The sequence below is a fragment of the Mycolicibacter algericus DSM 45454 genome (assembly GCF_002086455.1).
GTDB lineage: Bacteria > Actinomycetota > Actinomycetes > Mycobacteriales > Mycobacteriaceae > Mycobacterium > Mycobacterium algericum.
Genome location: NZ_MVHC01000022.1, coordinates 1 through 18,473 on the forward strand (window position 1 = coordinate 1; position 18,473 = coordinate 18,473).

The window sequence follows — 18,473 nt, forward strand, 5'->3', positions numbered from 1 at the left end:
CCTCAACGACACACCAAGAGCCCAACCGCCCCGGTCAGCCGCAGGCCCGAAACCCCACCATCCCAGGGGACTTAGCCTCGGCCCAGAGCACCGACGAGCTCCCTCGCGGTAGCGGCCGGCTGTCCCTGTCGGAGCAATAGGCGAACCAGGCTGCCCTGAGTGATGGGGCACGTCGCAAAGCCGGAACCGTTCGCCGACAGCCACCGCCCCGCCGGTCGATGGTGAACGTGGTCGCCGACCAGCAGCGCTACCAATACGTTGGCGTCGAGCAACGTGGTCAACCCTCGTCCTCCAAGGACCGGACATCCTCAGAAGTCACCACGGTGCCGAGATGTACCACCGGCAACCCGGTCAGCTGACTTTCCTGTACTCGAGTCACAGCGCCCTGCCCCAGGCCGCGCCGCATCAGATCGGCGACCGTCTCACCGAGAGTGCGGCGGGTATCCCGCGCAATCGCCTGCACCTGTCGGTGCAGGTCATCGGGCAGGTCCACCGTGGTTCGCATCTGCCCATCATATCATCAACACATCATGATGACCCTAGGCGACCGCTGGGTCGGGCACGCGACAATAGAGCGCCACTAAGCAGTGCGCCGCGGTCGAGGCCCGCGGTAGCGGATACCGGCCAGCTGCGGAACCCGATAGGGGCTGCGCAGCCGGCGGGTCCGGTGCCCGTGGCCACGCAGCTGATAGCGGCCGAGTTCCCGGCGCACCGAGGGCGCCAGCAACGGGCCCAACACCGCGCCGGCACCAAGTGCCAACGCCAGCCCGATCGCCAGGCCCACCGTGCCCCCGGCATTGGGGTGCCCGTTGACGAACTGCACGAAGCCGCGGAACACGGTCAGCCCGGGGACCAGCGGAATGATGCCCGCCATGATGATCACCAGCGGCGTCACCCGCAGCCGGGGCGCCAGCAGGGTGCCGACCAGACCGGTCGCCGCGGCCGCTATGAAGGAGCCCGCAATGGGGTCGGCGTCCACCAGTCGCAGCCCGAATACCAGCAACGTGGCGGTCGCCCCCGCAAGACCTGCCGCCAATGCCGCCTTGAGCTGCGCGTAACCGGCTATCGCCGCGGCCGCGGCGCCCATGGCGCCCGCCAGCACGTACACCGGCATGCTCAGCACTGCGACCGGTATCTCGGCGCTCACCCGGACTTGGGCGCCGAACCAGCCACCGATGCGCACCGCGATGGACACGCCGACCAGGATGCCCGCCGACGAGAGCAGGATGTCCATGCCCCGCGAGACCGCGGTGAGCTGGTAGCCGGTGATGGCGTCCTGCACCGAGCCGACGGTGGCCAGCCCCGACAACAACACCACGATGTTGGCGGCCACCACCGGTGACACCGACGCGCCGGCGGGCAGCCAGCCGACGGCGTGCGGAACGATGGCCACGCCGGTGGCCACCGCTGCGGCGACCACCTGCTGAAACAGCAGCGGTAGCCGCCAGCCGTTGAGCACCCGGCCGACCCGGTCGATCAGTGCGGTGGTGGCCGCCGAGATCACGGCAATCACCGGCCCGGCACCGATCAGCACCGAGAAGCAACCGGCCATGACCGCCCAGCCGGCGGTGGCCACCCATCGCGGATAGGGATGGTCGGCCCGGCTGACGATGTCCAGTTGCTGCTGCACCCATTCGGGATCGGGCGTGGTTGTGACGACATGCTCGGCGAGGTCGGTGGCCAGCTGCAGCCGGGTGTAGTCCAGTGAGCGCGACTGCACCAGATACATCGCCGTGACCGGGGCGCCCGGCACCCCGCGAGGCACCGACACCCTGATCGAGTTCGCCATGATGTCCACCTGGGTCTGCGGCAGCCCGTAAGCGGTCGCGATCGCGAGCATGCTCGAGGCGACATCGGCGGTTCCGGCCTGCGATCCCAACAGCAGCTGCCCGAAACGCAGGGCGATATCGAGCACCCGGCGAACATCGGTTTCATCCATACTCATCGTCTCCGATGACACCATGCCCGTCGGCTACCCGCGCAGGGGCCCCAGGTCACCCCCCCGTTGCCGGATGCGGCTGTCAGAGCAGAAAGCGATACGCCGGCGAGCCTGGCTCCAGCGGCTCGACGTGGATCTGCGAGGAGCGCATCCTGGCCAGCAGTCCACCGAGGTCCGCCGCCGAGCCCAGTTGAATTCCGACCAACGCCTCGCCGGTTTCCCGGTTGTTGCGCTTGACGTATTCGAACAGCGTGACGTCGTCCCCGGGCCCGAGAACCTCGTCGAGGAACCGCCGCAGTGCGCCCGGCTCCTGGGGGAAATCGACCAGGAAATAGTGCTTGAGGCCGAGGTGGACCAGCGAGCGTTCCAGGATCTCGCCGTAGCGCGACACGTCGTTGTTCCCGCCGGAGATCAGGCAGACCACGGTGGCGCCGGGCGTGATGTCGGCCTCGAGCAGCCCGGCCACCGACAGCGCACCCGCCGGCTCGGCGATGATGCCCTCGTTCTGGTAGAGGTCGAGCATCGCGGTGCACACCGCGCCCTCGTCGACGGTGGTGACCGACACCATGTCGCCGGCGGCGGCCAGCGCGGCGTAGGGCAGGGCGCCGGCACGCTTGACGGCGGCGCCGTCGACGAACTGGTCGACGTGATCGAGGGTCACCAGTTCGCCGGCGGCCAGGGCGGCCATCATCGAGGCCGCCCCCGCCGGTTCGATCCCCAGCACCGCACTTTCGGCGGTCCGCTCCGCGAGGTAACTGGTGATCCCCGCGATACAGCCGCCGCCGCCGACCGGAACGACGACCAGGTCCGGCGCCGTGTCGAGCTGGTTGAGGAGCTCCACGGCGATGGTGCCCTGACCAGCCATCGTCCGCAGGTCATCGTAGGGCGGCACCAGTGTGGCCCCGGTGCGCGCCACGTCGGCCAGCGCCGCCTCCGCAGCCATGTCATATGTCGCCCCGCCGACGATCAGCTCGATGAACTCCCCGCCGTGGTAGCGGATCCGGTCGCGCTTCTGCTTGGGTGTCTTGGCCGGCACGTACACCCGGCCGCGAATGCCCAGCGACCGGCAGGCGTAAGCGAAGCCCTGTGCGTGGTTGCCGGCCGATGAGCACACCACACCTGCGGCGATCTCGTCGGCGGTCAACTGCACCAGCAGGTTGTAGGCACCGCGCAGCTTGTAGGACCGCACCGACTGCAGGTCTTCGCGCTTGAGGTACACCGTGGCACCGGTGATCTCCGAGAGCCGGTCGCTGAGCTGCAGCGGAGTTGGCGCCACCACGCCCGCGATTCGCTGGGCCGCCGCGTCGATATCGGCCGCGTTCAGCGGGCAGGCGTTGGAGCCACGGTTCTGGCGCAGTTCGGCGGACACCGCAATATGGTGCCACCCAGCAGCGGGTTCAGCCTACCGGGGTCAGCACGAACACCGGGATTTCGCGGTCGGTCTTCTGCTGGTAGTCGGCGTAGTCCGGCCAGGCGGCCACCGCGCGTTCCCACCACTGCGCCTTCTCGTCGCCGAACACCTCGCGGGCGTCGTAGTCGCCGGTGACGGTGCCGTCCTGCAGTTCGACCCGCGGATTCTTGACGACGTTGTGGTACCAGACCGGGTGCTTGGGCGCGCCGCCCAGCGAGGCAACGATCGCGTACTGCCCGTTGTGCTCCACCCGCATCAGCGGGGTCTTGCGCAGCTTGCCGGTCTTGGCTCCCACGGTGGTGAGCAGCACCACCGGCTTGCCCTTCATCTCGGTGCCCTCGGTGCCGCCGGAAGACATGTACTGTTCGGCGTTCTCCCGGGACCAATCCCACGGGCTGGGTGCGTATTCTCCGCTCAGAGGCATGCCGCCCAGACTAGACCGGTACCGCAACACGGCCAGCCGTCTGTGGAGTTTCGGGTGGTCGAACAATTGGTTATCGCGTACCGTTAACGGCATGACGACCGCCGAGCGCCCACGGCACCAGGTGCCGATCGCCGGGGTGCCGTGGCCGGCCTACAAGCTGGTCGCGTTGGCGGTCGGATTGGCCACCCTGCTGATCGTCGGCGCGGCCACGGCCAGTGCCGCGGCCGCGGTGCTGAGCGCCGCCGGAGTCTGCACCGCGCTATGGCTGGTGCTGGGCTTGAAGCAGGGCTAGTCCGACGGACCGTCGTACACCAGGACATCACCGTCGATCCGCGCCTCCGCCATCGGGCGGTGCTCCCGCAGCTTTCCGTCGTGCATCAGGTGACACACCTGCACGCCGTGGACCAGCGTGAGGTAGTCCGCGATCAGCTTCCGATGGCATCGCCACCACACGGTCTCCGCACACATCACCGCGACCTGCCGGTCGGCCGCTTCGGCCAGCAGGTCGGCGATGCCGTCCCGAAAGTCATCGGTGCGCATATAGCCTGCATAGGAGCGGAATGAATCATTGCGCAGTCCGACATCCGGGCTGTCGCCGCTGCGCCGCCGCCAACCGCCCAACCGCGGCTCCCACCGATATCCGACGCCGGCTTCGGGCAGCCACTGCTGCATCGCCTCGCGTGCGCTGTCGGGATTGCGGCGGCTGCCCGGTGCGCTGCGCACGTCGACCAGACCGCGTACCCCGGCGCCGGTCAGCAGCTTGGTGATCTCCGCTGCGTCCGCGGTGCCGTGCCCGAAGGTGAAGATCGCCGTGGTAGGCCCCTTTCAGACGGCCGTTGCCGGGCGGGCATCCTCGGCGCCCGCCGGCTGATGGATGTGCGGTGCGGGTTCGGGCGCGTAGAGCGCCTCGATCTCGTCGGCGTACTTCGCGGCTATCGGCCCGCGTTTGAGCTTCATGGTGAGTGTGACCTCCTCACCGCCGGGCTCCCACAGCGTGGGCAACACCCGGAAGCGCTTGATCTGTTCGACTCGCGAGAGCTTGGCGTTGCCGGCCGCCACCCCGGCGGCGATCTGTGCGATCACCGCCGGGTCGGCGGCCAGCGCCGCAGGTGTCGCCTCCGGCAATCCGTGCGCGGCCGCATACGGGCCGACCGAGTCGGCGTCGAACACCAGCAGGGCGGTGTTGTAGGGCCGGGACTCCCCGATGGTGACCATCGCCCCGATCATCGGGCACGACGCCAGGATGGCGTTCTCGATGTTCGCCGGGGACATGTTCTTGCCTGCGGCGTTGATGATCAGTTCCTTCTTGCGGTCGACCACGCGCAGATAGCCTTCGGCGTCTGCTTCGAGGATGTCGCCGGTGTGCAGCCAGCCGTCGGCGTCGATCGCCTCGGCGGTCTTGGCCGGCTCTTTGCGGTAGCCCCGCATCACCAGTGGTCCCCGCACCAGGAACTCGCCGTCGTCAGCGATGCGACCTTCGAGCCCGGGCAACAACTTTCCGACGGTGCCGAGCCGGGCGTCGCGAGGATGGGTGGTCGAGGCGACGCAGCTGAGCTCCGACATACCCCACACCTCGCTGATCGGAATGCCGATTCCGGCGAAGAATCCCAGCGTCTCCCTGGGAATCGGCGCCGCGCCCGACACCGCCCACCGCAGTTCGCCGAAGCCCAGCTTGGCGCGAAGTTTCGACAGCACCAGCTCGTCGGCCTGCGACCACTCGGCGGCCACGGCGTCGGAAACCGGCTCACCGCCGATCAGCGCCGCAGCGCGTTTGGCGCCTACCGACAGCGCCCATTGCAGTGCTGCGCGACGGTCCCCGTCCGGCTCGGCATCGACCGCGAACTCGATGGCCGCCTTGAGCTTCTCCCAGACCCGCGGTACCGCTCCCCAGATGGTGGGACGCACGTCGGGCAGTGCGGCCCCGATGGCCCGGACATCGGGAACGACGGTGATCTGGACACCGAAGATCTCCTGGTTGTAGAGCCCCATCGCCCGGTCGGCGATGTGCGCCGACGGCAGGTAGGAGGTGATCCGGTCACCGAAGCGCACCCCGAGGACCGTATCGAGCGCCGCCGCCTCGAACAGCAGGTTGGTATGGGTCATCTCCACCCCCTTGGGGGCACCGGTGGTGCCCGAGGTGTAGATCAAGGTGATGACGTCGTCGGGTTGCACTGCCCGCCAACTGGATTCGAAGTCGAAATCGGGGCGCCCGGCGGCCAGCAGATCCGCGAGCGACAAGGTGCCGTCCGGATGGCCGTCGATGCACACGATGTGTTCCACGGGGGCACCGCTGGACCGGATCGTCTCGACATAGGCCTGCTCGCAGATCACCACCTTGGTGTCGGCGTTGCCGAACTGGTGGCCGAGCTGCTCGGCGGGCAGCGTGTTGTACACCGAGAACGACGTGGCGCCGGCGTGCTGAGCGCCGACCTCGAGCGGATAGAACTCGATCCGGTTGGCCATCATCAGCGACACCGTGTCCCCGCGGCACACCCCAAGCCCGGCCAGTCCGGCCGCGACCTGCCGCACCTGTGTCGCGTAGTCGCGCCAGGTCAGCGTCTGCCCGCCGCCGACCGTGCGCACCGCGACGGCGTCCGGATCGATGGCGGCCGTGCGCTGAAACGCCTCGCACAGGGTCGTCGCCGGCGGTGTTCCTGTCATCTACTCCTCCTGTCGTCGGCGGGCTCAGCGGCGATGGACCCGTTCCAGATACGCCATCGCCGAGGCCTGCGATTCGGTGTCGTGCACCGCGGTGACCAGCGCGTCGGCATCGTTCCAGCTGCGGGCGGTGCCCACCATGCCCTCGGTGACCGCGTTGACCTGGCGCTTGGTGCCGCCCAGGGTCAGCGCGGACTTGCCGGCCAACCGGCCGACCAGCGCCTCGACCTCGGCGTCCAAGTCCGCCTCGGCAACCACCCGGTTGATGAAGCCGGCCGCCTTCGCCTCGTCGGCGCCGAACGGCCGGCAGGTCATCACCAGCTCCTTGGTCAACGCGGGCCCGATCTCGCGAACCAACCGCGGGATGCCGCCCCATGCCAGCGGGATACCCAGATCGACCTCGGGTATCGAGAACCGGGTGTCGGCAGCGGCCACCCGCAGATCACAGGCGGCGGCCAGCACGACGCCACCACCGACGCAGTGACCGTGCAGCCGCGCCACCGTCACCGCCCGCATCGCTTCGATCGCATCGGCCATCCGCCGTCCGGCGTCGGCGGCCTCCCGCAGGGCTGCAGCGCCGTCGGTGGCGGCGGCAGACGCGGCCAGGTCCGCCCCGGCGGAGAACGCCCGGCCGCTGCCGGAGATCACCACGACCTTCACCGCGGGCCGGGCGTCGAACCAGCGGGCCGCCGCCACCAACTCCTCGAGGGTGAGCGTGCTCAACGGATTGAGTTTGTCCGGGCGATTCAACGTGATCGAGCCGAGCACACCGTCCGCCGTCACCGCGACGGTGGCGGCCTGCTGCGATTCCATGGTGTCGACGGTAGCGGCGCCGCCACCGCGACGACGCGGCTTTGCCCGCGCCCGCCCGGGCGCCGCCGGATCGCTTACGGTGGCCTCATGCCGATTGCCGTCACCGAATTCAGCCAGGTCGAGCAGACAGCATTTCTCACCGCCTACGCGCGCGCCCTCGACCACCGCGCCGAGACGCCGATCCTCGGCGACGCGTTCTCCGACCGGGTCGTCGGCCTGATCGACTACGACTTCGCCGGGTTGCGGATTCCGGCCAGCGTGGTGCGCCAAACCGCACTGCGCGCCAAGCTGCTCGACAATCGGGTCCGCCGGTATACCGCCGCGAACCCCGACGCCGTTGTCGTGGATCTGGGGGCCGGCCTCAACGAGCCGCTGGCCCGGGTGCAGCCGCCGTCGGGTGTCGACTGGTACAGCATCGATCTCCCGCGTGTGGTTGCGTTGCGCGACAAACTGCTGCCGGCCCAGCCCTCTGAGCGCGTCATCGCCGCCGATCTGACCGGCCCCGATTGGACGGCCGGCATCCCGGCCGGCCGGCCCACCATGGTGATGGCCGACGGTCTGTTCGCGTTTCTCACCAAAGCGCAGGTCACCGCGGTGTTGGGGCAGCTCATCGACCACTTCGGCAGCGGTGAGCTGGCGTTCAACGACTACGGCCGGGTGGGGCCGCTCAGCTCGCTGTCGATGAAGCTCGCGCCGCGCGGCATGTTCAGTCTGCTGCGCCACGTGTGGGCCAACCCCGGCTTCACCGATCCGCACACCCCGGAGCGGTGGGAGCCGCGCCTGCGCCTGGTGGAGCAGGCCTGCCTCGCGCATGCCGCCGAGGTCGACTCATTCCCGCCGGCCGCCCGGCGCATGACCCGGCTTGCCGGCCGGTTCAAGTCGGTGGCCGGCAAGGCCCGGGTGCTGCGCTACAAGTTCTGAGCCGAACGGTTAACCGACGAGGTCGCAGAGACCAAGGAAGTCACACGGATCGAAGTCCAGCGCGGCGAATGGGTCGTTCGGGATGAGGTAGTCCGGAATCTCCGGGGTCCAGGAGTGGAACAGGCTGTTCCACAGTTGCATTGGCGCGTCGTCGCCGAATTGGATCAAGGCTGCCGAGACACCCTTGAGGGGGTCGGTGACCACCGAGTAGGTCAGATCGTTGGCCGACATCACCCAGTAGTTCAGATCGTGCGGCCCCACGCCGTTCATGGTGAGATTGGTGAACGCGCCGTCGAAGAGGTTGATCTGGTAGATCGAGGCTCCGGACAGGTAGCCGAAGTTGCCTAGCGCACTCAAGTCGTCGGGGGTGTCAGCGTTAGGCATGAAGTCACCGAACTGGTACGCCGAGGTCGAGTAGAACGAGTTCCAGAAGTCCTCGATCTTGATGTTGTAGCCACCGACCTCTTCGCCGTTCAACTCGACGTTGTAGAGCTGGTCGCCCTTCCAGTCGGTGATCCACGGGCGGATGCCTTCGTAAGACCAGTCGCGGCCCACGCTCTCCCGAGTAAGGGGCTCCATCACTAGGCAGACCACCCCCTCGCAGGTCTCGTAGGGGCCGTCCCAACCGGGCACCGGGCTGGTGCTACCGGACTCGCCCGCAGCGTTAGCGACCGACATAGGCAGTACCAGCGCGGCGAACCCAGCAGCGACGCCTACCCCGAGCAGGGTAAGAAGACGGCGCGATTCCCACATGACTGCCTCCGTTAAGCTTGTTGCAAATGTGTACCTGTGAAGCTCAGGTGACCAAACGTTACACTTGTGTTACCCGATTCACATCCGAATCTGACGTATTTTTTTGTTAACACTGAGCGAGCGGTTTGTTCCCGTCGACACCCTATGTGGTGCTACCCAGTTGCGCCACTGCTACGTACTCGCCGACTTGAAGCCCTACCGGCCCCCGGGTCGTCGGGCGCCGGGTAGCCGGCCGCCGCGACATAACTCGAGTTATCGAGACTATTCCACACGAAAGCCGAGGCCGCACCATCGGCGTACCGGATGTGGCGGCCGGCATCACGACGCCACCGGGCAGAGCGGGCTGCCGTTCCCCCGAGCGGCGATGAAACCAGTCGTCGCACAGGCATCACAAATGATTCCCTTCCTCCCGGGCCACACGAGTTGTGCGTGGAGTTTCAGACGTTACACCGGTGATGCAGTGTTGTTATCGAAAACGAATCTAAACGTTACGTTGAGGTTCAGCTGTGTGCCGAGCCGGCCAGCCGCTTAGCTCGCGCCGGGGCGGGGCGGTGGGTGAACACCGCAGCTACAGGCGTCGATGGACGGGCAGGTGCAGCGCATGCCCCACTCGATGACCTCGCGGGCGCGAGCCAACGACTCCAGCTGGGCGTCGATCTCGGCGAGCTTGGCCTGCGCCAGCGCGCGGCTTGCCGGACGCCCGGGCGCGTCGTCGCCGAACAGCAGCTGGATCTCGGCCAAAGCGAAACCCGCGGATTTGCACAGCCCGATGATCTCGAGCCGGGCCAGCATCGCCTCGTCGTAGCGACGTTGGCCGCCGACCCGCCGCGGCGCGGCCAGCAGACCGACCTGCTCGTAGTAGCGCAAGGTGGTGGCGGCAACACCGCTGCGGCGGGCGACCTCGCCGATCGTCAGCGAGTCGGACATGCGGCCTCCTCGACGCCTTGACTTAGAGCCAACTCTAGGTTGTTCACTGGTGTCATGCCCGGACAACGACTCGAAGAGCTGCACGAAGCCCGCTACGCGCTGCTGCGCTCCTTCCGCCGCGACGGCTCGGCGGTCGACACGCCGATATGGTTCGCACTGGACGGCGACACCGTGGTGTTCCGCACCAAGGTCGGCCCGAAGACCCGGCGACTGGCGCTACGCCCCGATGTCGAGGTGGTCCCCTGCGATTACCGCGGCCGGTGCCGCCCCGGCGCCATCACTGTTGCCGGCCGGGCCACGATTCTCGCCGGCGACGAGGCCGAGGCCGCCAATCGCAGGTTGCACCGGCGCTACGGCTGGCAGTGGAACGTCATTCCGATGATCCAGGTCCCGGGCGTGACCAATGTGTATCGGGAGTTGCCGCTGCGCCAAAAACTGCGTCGGGCGCGCAGCCGCGCCCTCTGGCCCGACAGTGCCATCGTGGCGGTGACACTGAATGCCCGCTGAGCGCCGCTACTCCTCGACGGCGTGTAACCACAGGACACCACCGGCCGCGGTGGAACATCTCGTCGAGAAGCAGCCTCGGCGTCACTGGCCGAGCAGTTCCTGCTCACGTACCCAGCGGTCGTGGGCTTCGGCTGCTTCGACCTCGGCGCGGCCAATCCAGCCGTCGACCTCAGCCGGGAACGCCGCCTGGTAGGCGATCGCGGCGCGGATCAGCATCGGGTCGACCCCGCGGGTGTCACTGACCAACTCCACCAACGCCGCCGGGCCCAGGTCGGGCTCGCTGAGGCGCGCGCTACGCAGCGCACGGGCGACCTCCCAGACATCCGGCCCGCCGATCAGTCGAGCCCGGCGGCCGGCCGGGGGGCCAGCCGGGCGGCGACGTCGGCGTCGAACCGGACGGAGGTCGGAGCAGCCATGACTACATTGTCGTCAGATGTATCAGCCGCCCAGACACCCCGGCCCCAGCAACGCCTTCAAGTCCCCCATCAGCGCCGACGATGGCGTGACCCGCAGCGACGGGTCCAGTTCCAGCACGGTGATCCGCTCCCCGCTGATCAGCCGCAGCTGCACCTGTGCCGTTCCGGGATGGCGGGTCAGCACCTGTTTGAGTGCGCTGACCTTGTCCATGGTGCATTGCCGGGTCGGCAGACTGACCGCCAGCGGGCGATCCGCGGCGTTGGCGGAGAAGTCCGGCACCACCAGCTCGTTGGCGATCAGCGAGATCCGGTCGTCGCGGATGTTCACCTTGGCGCTGACCAGCACCACGGCGTCGTCGACGACCTCGGCGCCGTAGGCGGAGTAGGTCTGCGGGAAGAACATCACCTCGATGCCGCCGGTGAGATCCTCCAATTGCGCTGACGCCCAGGGCAGACCGTTCTTGTTCACCCGGCGGTTTACCGATGCCAGGATCCCGCCGACCCGCACCTGGGTGTCGGAGGCGATGTCACCCTCCAAGATGGCGGGGATCGGGGTGTCGACCTGGGCGGCCAGCAGATGGGCGATGCCGTTGAGTGGGTGCCCGGAGACGTAGAGTCCGAGCATCTCCCGTTCCAGGGCCAGTTTGTGCTTGTCGGCCCATTCTTCGTCGGGTACCCGGATGCCGAAAACCGCGTCGGCTCCGGCGCTTTCGCCATCGCCGCCACCGAACAGATCGAACTGGCCCATCGCCTGGGCCTTCTTGGTGCCCAGCACCGAGTCCACGGCATCGGTGTGCACCAGGAACAGGCCCTTGCGCGGATGGCCCAGCGAGTCGAAGGCGCCAGCCTTGATCAACGACTCGGTGACCTTCTTGTTGCAGGCTGCGATGTCGATCTTGTTGAGGTAGTCGGAGAAATCGGTGAAGCGGCCCTTGTGTGTTCGGGTGGCGATCAGTGACCCGACGACGTTGGCGCCGACGTTTCGCACCGCGCCCAGCCCGTAACGGATGTCGGAACCCACCGAGGCGAAATTCAATTCGGATTCGTTGACGTCCGGGGGCAACACGGTGATCCCCAGCCGGCGGCAGTCGGCGAGGTAGATGGCGGCCTTGTCCTTGTCGTCGCCGACCGACGTCAACAAGCCGGCCATGTATTCGGCCGGGTAGTTGGCCTTCAGATACGCCGTCCAGTACGACACCAGACCGTAGCCGGCCGCGTGCGACTTGTTGAACGCGTAGCCGGCGAACGGAAGAATGGTGTCCCACAACGCTTTCACGGCTTTTTCGGAGAACCCGTTGGCCGTCATCCCCTCGTAGAAGCCCTTGTACTCAGCTTCCAGTACCTCGAGCTTCTTCTTACCCATGGCCTTGCGCAGCGCATCGGCCTTGCCCATGGTGTAGGACGCCACCTTCTGGGCGATGAACATGATCTGCTCTTGGTAGACGATCAGGCCGTAGGTCTCCGACAGGATCTCGCGCAGCGGCTCTTCGAGCTCGGGATGGATGGGCTTGATCGCCTGGCGGTTGTTCTTGCGGTCGGCGTAATCGTTGTGGGCGTTCATGCCCATCGGGCCGGGCCGGTACAGCGCCAGCACCGCGACGATGTCGTTGAACTCGGTGGGCTGCATGCGGCGCAACAGGTCACGCATCGGGCCGCCGTCGAGCTGGAACACCCCCAGGGTGTCGCCGCGGCCCAGCAGCTCATAGGTGGCCGGGTCGTCCATCGGCACCGATTCGAGATCCAGATCGATGCCCCGATTGGCCTTGATGTTCTCCAGGCAGTCCCCGATGATCGTCAGGTTGCGCAGGCCCAGGAAGTCCATTTTCAGCAGGCCGATCTCTTCACACGACGGGTAGTCCCAGCCGGTGATGATGGCGCCGTCCTGCGGCCGTTTCCACAACGGGATCACGTCGATGAGCGGCTCGGAGCTCATGATCACCGCGCAGGCGTGCACACCGGCGTTGCGGACCAGGCCCTCGAGGCCCCGCGCGGTCTCGTAAATGGTGCGTACGTCGGGATCGGTGTCGATCAGCGTGCGAACCTCGGCGGCCTCCTTGTACCGCTCGTGGTTGGGGTCGGTGATACCCGACAGCGGGATGTCCTTGGCCATGATCGGCGGCGGCAGCGCCTTGGTGATCCGGTCGGCGATCGCGTAACCGGGCTGGCCGTAATGGACACGGGCCGAGTCCTTCAGCGCCGCTTTCGTTTTGATGGTGCCGAAGGTGATCACCTGGGCGACCCGGTCGCTACCCCACCGCTCGGCGGCATAGCGCACCATCTCGCCGCGCCGGCGGTCGTCGAAGTCGATGTCGATGTCGGGAGCCGACGGTCGTTCCGGGTTGAGGAAGCGTTCGAACAGCAGCCCGTGTGGGAGCGGGTCGATGTTGGTGATGCCCAGCGCATAGGCCACCAGCGATCCGGCGGCCGAGCCGCGGCCCGGGCCCACCCGGATGTTGATCGAACGCGCGTAGTTGATCAGGTCCGCGACGATCAGGAAGTAGGACGGGAATCCCTTGCCGCAGATGACATCGATCTCATAGGCGGCCCGATCGGTGTATTCGGCGGGCACCCCGGCCGGAAAGCGCCGTTGCAGCCCGGCCGCCACCTCGTGGCGAAGCCAGGAGCCCTGGTCGTGGCCGTCGGGAACCGGGAACACCGGCATCCGGTCGCGCGGCGCCCAGACGTCGGCGTAGGACTGCACCCGCTCGGCGATCAGCAGGGTCGAGTCGCACGCCTGCGGCAGCTGGTCGTCCCAGAGCGCACGCATCTCGGCGGCCGACTTCAGGTAGTAGCCGTCGCCGTCGAACTTGAACCGGGTGGGATCCGACAGCGTCTTGCCGGTCTGAATGCACAGCAGCGCCTCGTGGTTCTGGGATGCGTCGCGGGTGACGTAGTGGCAGTCGTTGGTGGCCAGCGCCGGGATGGCGAGCTTGCGGCCGACGGCCAGCAGCCCGTCGCGAACCCGGCGTTCGATGGCCAGGCCGTGGTCCATCACCTCCAGGAAGTAGTTCTGCGGCCCGAAGATCTCCCGCCATTTGGCGGCCGACTCCAGCGCCTCGCGGTCCTGGCCCAGCCGCAACCGGGTCTGCACCTCCCCCGAGGGGCAGCCGGTGGTGGCGATGATCCCCTCGGCGTGCTCGGCGATGATCTCGGCGTCCATCCGTGACCATTTGCCGAGCTGGCCCTCGAAGGAGGCCAGCGAGGACAGCTTGAACAGGTTGCGCAGGCCGGTGGCGTTCTCGGCCACCATCGTCAGGTGGGTGTAGGAGCCGCTGCCGGAGACGTCATCGCTCTTCTGGCCGGGATCCCCCCAGTGGACCCGGCGGGTGTCGAACCGGGAACCGGGAGCGATGTAGGCCTCCACCCCGATGATCGGTTTGATACCGGCTGCGGTGGCGGCGTTGTAGAACTCGCTGGCGCCGAACATGTTTCCGTGGTCGGTCATTCCGATCGCCGGCATCTCCAGACGCTGCGCCTCGGCCAGCATCGGGGCGATCTTCGCCGCGCCATCGAGCATCGAGTACTCGGTGTGGTTGTGCAGGTGTACAAACGAAGATCCCATAGGTCCGCCAGTCTATGGCCGGGCACCGACCGAGCCGGGCGTGTCGCCGGGTGTGTCTTCCCGGCGGGCGTTTCGCGCGACAGCGGCCACCGCCGTGCACTACGTTGAAGTTCGTCTGAAGCGGAGGAGACACATACATGAGCGTGTACCGGGTGATCGACATCATCGGGACCAGCCCGTCGTCTTGGGAGAACGCCGCGGCCGAAGCGGTGCACCGCGCCAAGCAAACCATCGATGACATCCGCGTCGCCCAGGTCGTCGAGCAGGATCTCACCCTCGACGACAAGGGCGGGATCATCTACCGCACCAAACTGCGGATCTCGTTCAAGATCCGGCCGCCGAAATCGCCGCGCGACTCCGGCTGACCGCCCCGATGTCACGAAGCTTCGACGACCTGGTTACCGAGGCCGCCGCCGCTCCGGTCGACGGCTGGGAATTCTCCTGGCTCGACGGCCGCGCCACCGAGCAGCGGCCGTCCTGGGGCTACCAGCGTCAGCTGGCACGTCGGCTGTCGGGGGTAGCGGCCGCCGTCGACCTGCACACCGGTGGCGGCGAAGTGCTGGCCGGTATCGAGCGGTTCGGCACGTTCCCCCCGACCATGGCGGCCACCGAATCCTGGCCGCCGAATGCCAAACGCGCCACCGAGCTGCTGCATCCGCGCGGGGTCGTGGTGGTGACGGTGCCCGACCGGCCGCCGCTGCCGTTCGGCGACGAAGCCTTCGACCTGGTCAGCAGCCGGCACTCGCTGGAGACATGGTGGTCCGAGATCGCCCGGGTACTGCGGCCCGGCGGCCGCTACTTCGCCCAACAGATCGGGCCGGCGACGATGCTGGAACTCAGCGAGTTCTTTCTCGGACCGATGCCCGGCAAGGGCGCCCAATACGAGCCCGAGGCGGTGCGGGCCGGCGCGACGGCCGCCGGCATGGAAATTCTCGATCTGCGCCTCGAGCGGCTCCGCGCCGAGTTCTTCGACGTCGGCGCGGTGATCTACTTCCTGCGCAAAGTGATCTGGACGGTGCCCGACTTCGCCGTCGACGACCACCGTGACCGGCTGCGTGAGATGCATGAGCTCATCGAGTCCCGGGGCCCGTTCGTCGCGCACGCCACCCGGGTGCTGGTGGAGGCCAGGAAGAGCTGAGTCAGCGCCGCAGCACGTCCAGGGCGTGCTGCAGATCGGCCGGATACTCGCTGGTGATCTCGATGCGCCGGCCGTCGCCAGGGTGGGCGAAGGCCAGCGAGTGGGCATGCAGCCACTGGCGTTCCAGCCCGAGTTTTTTCGCCAGCGTGGGATCAGCGCCGTAGGTGAGGTCGCCGCAGCAGGGATGGCGCAGCGCGGCGAAATGCACCCGGATCTGGTGGGTGCGGCCGGTCTCCAGATGCACGTCGAGCAGGCTGGCCGCGACGAATGCCTCCAGCGTGTCGTAGTGGGTGATGCTGTGCCGGCCGTCGGCGGTGACGGTGAACTTCCAGTCGCGGCCATGGTGCCGGCCGATGGGTGCGTCGATGGTGCCGCTGGACGGATCCGGATGGCCCTGCACCAGTGCGTGATAGCGCTTTTCGACGGTGCGCGCCTTGAAGGCGCGTTTCAGCACGGTGTAGGCCCGCTCGGAGATCGCCACCACCATGACCCCGGAGGTGCCGACGTCCAGCCGGTGCACGATGCCCTGGCGTTCGGGGACCCCGGAGGTGGTGATCCGGTAGCCGGCCGCCGCCAGCCCGCCCAGCACGGTGGGTCCGGTCCAGCCCACGGAGGCGTGGGCGGCCACCCCGGCGGGCTTGTCGACGGCGACGATGTCGGCGTCGGAGTACAGGATCGCCATGCCCTCGACCTCGGCCGGGGTGTTCTCCAACGGAGCCGGCGCCTCGGGCAGCCGCACGTGTAACCACGCCCCGGCGGCCAACCGGTCGGACTTTCCGGCGGGCGTCCCGTCCAGTTCGACGTCGCCGTTCTCGGCCAGCGTCGCGGCAACGGTCCGGGACAGCCCCAGCAGGCGGGCCAGCCCGGCGTCGACGCGCATGCCGGCCAGCCCCTCGGGCACCGGCATGGAGCGTTCAGTCACGACCGCAGCAAGCCTGGTCGCTGCCGGCAGTGCTCACGCGCGCTGCTCCTCGGCGTCGTCCCGGCGGCCGTCGTCGCCGCCGCGGCGGCGGCCCACCGTGTCGAAGTCGAAACCGAACACCGAGAGGGTGACCAGCAAGATCGCACCGCCGACCACCGCGGGATCGGCGACGTTGAACACCGGCCACCAACCGATCGACAGGAAGTCGACGACGTGGCCCTGCAAGTGCCCGGGCGCCCGGAAGAACCGGTCCACCAGGTTGCCCAGTGCCCCGCCGAGGATCATGCCCAATCCGACCGCCCACCACGGCGACACCAGCCGGCGCGACATCCAGATGATGCCGAGCACCACCGAACTGGCGATCAGCGTCAGCACCCAGGTGTAGCTGGTGGCCATCGAGAACGCCGCCCCCGAGTTGCGCACCAGGGTCCAGGTGACGGTGTCGCCGATGATCGGCACCGGCTGGCCAGGGGTCAGCAGCCTCACCGCGAGCACCTTGGTGACGACGTCGACCAGCAGCACGACCGCGGCCACCGACAGCAGCAGGCCCAGCCGTCGGCGGGGCGCAGCCGGCGCCGGCGCCGGCGCCGCATCGGTGGCCGGCTCGGTCGAGTCGGTTGTCTCCTCAGTCACGCCCCCATCATTCCTTAACGCGGGTACGGCATGATCGCGGCATGGTGTCCAAGCGCCTGACCGTCATCACCACCGGCGGAACCATCGCCGCCAGCACCGACGACGACGGGGTGCGCCGGCCCACCGTCCACGGTGCGGACCTGGTCGCCGGGGTCGGCGCCGGCTCCGCCGAGGTCACCGTGGTGGACCTGATGGCGCGCGACAGCTCGGAGCTGACCCCGGTCGACTGGGGCCGGATGCTGGCCGCGGTGCGGGCCGGCGTCGACGGTGGTGCCGACGGGGTGGTCGTCACGCACGGCACCGACACCTGCGAGGAGACCGCGCTGTGGTTGGAGCTGGGCTACACCGGCGACGCCCCGGTCGTACTGACCGGGGCGCAACGCAGCGCCGATGCCCCCGACGCCGACGGGCCGGGCAACCTGCGTGACGCGCTGCGGCTGGCCGCGGACCCCGCGGCCCGCGGTCTGGGTGTGCTGGTGTGCTTCGCCGGGCAGGTGCTGGCCCCGCTCGGGCTGCACAAGACCACCACCTCCGACCTGACCGGCTTCAGTGGCGCACGGGCGGGCACGGTGGCCGGCGATCGGGTGTCCCTGGACGGCGAAAAGGTGCGGCCGCAACTGCCGGTGACCGCCCCGCCCCGAGTCGACATCGTCGCGCTCTACGCCGGCGCGGACGCGGCAGCGCTGGACGCCTGCGTGGCCGCGGGCGCGCGCGGAATTGTCCTGGAGGCGCTGGGGTCGGGCAACGCCGGAACAGCGGTGATCGACGGGGTGCGCCGGCACTGCCGCGACGGGGTGGCCGTCGCGGTGTCCAGCCGGGTGCCCGGCGCGCGGGTCGGGGCGGCCTACGGACCGGGCCGGGCACTGGTCGACGCCGGTGCGGTCATGGTGCCTCGGCTTCGCCCGCCGCAGGCGCGGGTGCTGCTGATGGCGGCGCTATCCGCTGGCTTGCCGGTGGCCGACGCCGTGGACCGGTGGGGCTGACCGGTGAGAAAAGTTCTGCCGCTGGGCTGCGCCGCGGTTCTCGCGGTCGGGATCGCTCCGGCAACCCGGGCCGAGCCCCCGCCCGGGATCGGCGCCGTCGACAGCTACCCGATCGCCACCGGCCGCTACTCCTCACCCGGCGACTTCTACTGGGTTTTCTTCAAGACCCCGGACGGCCGGTCCTGCGGAATCGGCCCCAACGGTGGGCCGATCGGTTGCGACGCGGTGCCGATGGACGCGCCGGCCGGCGCCAACCAGACCGTGATCGAAGTGGGCGGCGTGCCCGCGTCCTACCGCCGCGCCGAGACCGCATCGTTCACCAGGGACGTCGATGTGTTGCCGCAGGGCTACCGGCTGGAGAACTGGGGTTCGCGCTGCGCGGTCGGCTACCAGGGCACCGTGACCTGCCAGGGCTATGGGTCCCATGGTTTCACCATCTCCGCTGTCTACGGTGTGTTGTGGTGAT

Annotated in this window: 21 protein-coding genes; 7 read left to right on the forward strand and 14 right to left on the reverse strand. The window is 68.5% G+C overall.

The window, feature by feature from the left end:
• Nucleotides 1-71 precede the first annotated feature (71 nt).
• From BST10_RS24305 to BST10_RS16900, 5 genes are all read right to left on the reverse strand, one after another.
• A complete protein-coding gene (locus BST10_RS24305) occupies nucleotides 72-281 on the reverse strand; it encodes a PIN domain-containing protein (RefSeq protein WP_341350368.1) in 210 nt (69 codons plus the stop codon).
• Entirely contained in the window at nucleotides 278-505 is a 228-nt protein-coding gene (locus BST10_RS16885) for an antitoxin (protein WP_083039225.1), read from the reverse strand. Before BST10_RS16885 ends, BST10_RS24305 begins: the two co-directional genes overlap by 4 nt.
• Before the next feature lie 75 nt (nucleotides 506-580).
• Nucleotides 581-1,945: a threonine/serine exporter family protein gene (locus BST10_RS16890; RefSeq protein ID WP_235673605.1), complete on the reverse strand. Its 1,365-nt coding sequence runs from the start codon at nucleotides 1,943-1,945 to the stop codon at nucleotides 581-583.
• A gap of 76 nt (nucleotides 1,946-2,021) precedes the next feature.
• Complete coding sequence (gene ilvA / locus BST10_RS16895) at nucleotides 2,022-3,308, reverse strand: threonine ammonia-lyase IlvA (protein WP_083039229.1); 1,287 nt, start codon at nucleotides 3,306-3,308, stop codon at nucleotides 2,022-2,024.
• A 28-nt stretch (nucleotides 3,309-3,336) separates the two neighbouring features.
• Entirely contained in the window at nucleotides 3,337-3,774 is a 438-nt protein-coding gene (locus BST10_RS16900; RefSeq protein ID WP_083039231.1) for a nitroreductase family deazaflavin-dependent oxidoreductase, read from the reverse strand.
• Nucleotides 3,775-3,865: 91 nt separating this feature from the next.
• Between BST10_RS16900 and BST10_RS16905 the strand changes: the two genes are divergently transcribed.
• A complete protein-coding gene (locus tag BST10_RS16905) occupies nucleotides 3,866-4,066 on the forward strand; it encodes a hypothetical protein (RefSeq protein ID WP_083039233.1) in 201 nt (66 codons plus the stop codon).
• On the opposite strand, the gene BST10_RS16910 is transcribed toward BST10_RS16905, so the two are convergent.
• From BST10_RS16910 to BST10_RS16920, 3 genes are all read right to left on the reverse strand, one after another.
• Nucleotides 4,063-4,497 (reverse strand): DUF488 domain-containing protein, encoded by a 435-nt coding sequence (locus BST10_RS16910; protein ID WP_235673606.1) that lies wholly within the window; start codon nucleotides 4,495-4,497, stop codon nucleotides 4,063-4,065. The genes BST10_RS16905 and BST10_RS16910 overlap by 4 nt on opposite strands.
• A gap of 102 nt (nucleotides 4,498-4,599) precedes the next feature.
• A complete protein-coding gene (gene fadD11 / locus BST10_RS16915; protein ID WP_083039238.1) occupies nucleotides 4,600-6,435 on the reverse strand; it encodes a fatty acid--CoA ligase FadD11 in 1,836 nt (611 codons plus the stop codon).
• A 24-nt stretch (nucleotides 6,436-6,459) separates the two neighbouring features.
• A complete protein-coding gene (locus BST10_RS16920; protein WP_083039240.1) occupies nucleotides 6,460-7,245 on the reverse strand; it encodes an enoyl-CoA hydratase/isomerase family protein in 786 nt (261 codons plus the stop codon).
• Between the two features lie 87 nt (nucleotides 7,246-7,332).
• Here BST10_RS16920 and BST10_RS16925 point away from each other — a divergent pair, with 87 nt between their 5' ends.
• Nucleotides 7,333-8,166, forward strand: coding sequence for a class I SAM-dependent methyltransferase (locus BST10_RS16925; protein WP_083039242.1), 834 nt, complete (start codon nucleotides 7,333-7,335; stop codon nucleotides 8,164-8,166).
• A gap of 9 nt (nucleotides 8,167-8,175) precedes the next feature.
• On the opposite strand, the gene BST10_RS16930 is transcribed toward BST10_RS16925, so the two are convergent.
• The gene (locus BST10_RS16930) at nucleotides 8,176-8,844 is read right to left on the reverse strand and encodes a hypothetical protein (RefSeq protein ID WP_133054438.1); all 669 of its coding nucleotides are present in this window, start codon (nucleotides 8,842-8,844) and stop codon (nucleotides 8,176-8,178) included.
• 603 nt (nucleotides 8,845-9,447) lie between these two features.
• Nucleotides 9,448-9,846 (reverse strand): MerR family transcriptional regulator, encoded by a 399-nt coding sequence (locus tag BST10_RS16935; protein ID WP_083039247.1) that lies wholly within the window; start codon nucleotides 9,844-9,846, stop codon nucleotides 9,448-9,450.
• A 54-nt stretch (nucleotides 9,847-9,900) separates the two neighbouring features.
• Between BST10_RS16935 and BST10_RS16940 the strand changes: the two genes are divergently transcribed.
• Nucleotides 9,901-10,353 (forward strand): PPOX class F420-dependent oxidoreductase, encoded by a 453-nt coding sequence (locus BST10_RS16940; RefSeq protein ID WP_083039250.1) that lies wholly within the window; start codon nucleotides 9,901-9,903, stop codon nucleotides 10,351-10,353.
• 81 nt (nucleotides 10,354-10,434) lie between these two features.
• Here the strand turns inward: BST10_RS16940 and BST10_RS23340 are convergent, their stop codons facing one another.
• Nucleotides 10,435-10,605, reverse strand: coding sequence for a hypothetical protein (locus tag BST10_RS23340; RefSeq protein WP_163762331.1), 171 nt, complete (start codon nucleotides 10,603-10,605; stop codon nucleotides 10,435-10,437).
• A gap of 186 nt (nucleotides 10,606-10,791) precedes the next feature.
• Complete coding sequence (gene dnaE / locus BST10_RS16950) at nucleotides 10,792-14,331, reverse strand: DNA polymerase III subunit alpha (protein WP_083039251.1); 3,540 nt, start codon at nucleotides 14,329-14,331, stop codon at nucleotides 10,792-10,794.
• Nucleotides 14,332-14,468: 137 nt separating this feature from the next.
• Here dnaE and BST10_RS16955 point away from each other — a divergent pair, with 137 nt between their 5' ends.
• Complete coding sequence (locus BST10_RS16955) at nucleotides 14,469-14,696, forward strand: dodecin family protein (protein ID WP_013829114.1); 228 nt, start codon at nucleotides 14,469-14,471, stop codon at nucleotides 14,694-14,696.
• Between the two features lie 8 nt (nucleotides 14,697-14,704).
• Nucleotides 14,705-15,469 carry a class I SAM-dependent methyltransferase gene (locus tag BST10_RS16960; protein ID WP_083039253.1) on the forward strand — a complete coding sequence of 255 codons (765 nt, stop codon included), beginning with the start codon at nucleotides 14,705-14,707 and terminating at the stop codon, nucleotides 15,467-15,469.
• Nucleotide 15,470: 1 nt separating this feature from the next.
• Here BST10_RS16960 and BST10_RS16965 read toward each other — a convergent pair whose 3' ends face one another.
• Nucleotides 15,471-16,391 carry an RluA family pseudouridine synthase gene (locus BST10_RS16965; RefSeq protein ID WP_205277395.1) on the reverse strand — a complete coding sequence of 307 codons (921 nt, stop codon included), beginning with the start codon at nucleotides 16,389-16,391 and terminating at the stop codon, nucleotides 15,471-15,473.
• A gap of 33 nt (nucleotides 16,392-16,424) precedes the next feature.
• Nucleotides 16,425-17,024, reverse strand: coding sequence for a signal peptidase II (lspA, locus tag BST10_RS16970; protein WP_083039257.1), 600 nt, complete (start codon nucleotides 17,022-17,024; stop codon nucleotides 16,425-16,427).
• A 41-nt stretch (nucleotides 17,025-17,065) separates the two neighbouring features.
• On the opposite strand from lspA, the gene BST10_RS16975 reads away from it, so the two are divergent.
• Both BST10_RS16975 and BST10_RS16980 read left to right on the forward strand, forming a co-directional pair.
• The gene (locus BST10_RS16975) at nucleotides 17,066-18,007 is read left to right on the forward strand and encodes an asparaginase (protein WP_083039258.1); all 942 of its coding nucleotides are present in this window, start codon (nucleotides 17,066-17,068) and stop codon (nucleotides 18,005-18,007) included.
• 3 nt (nucleotides 18,008-18,010) lie between these two features.
• On the forward strand, nucleotides 18,011-18,472 hold the full coding sequence (locus BST10_RS16980) for a hypothetical protein (protein ID WP_083039260.1): 462 nt from the start codon (nucleotides 18,011-18,013) through the stop codon (nucleotides 18,470-18,472).
• The last annotated feature ends 1 nt before the right edge of the window (nucleotide 18,473 follow it).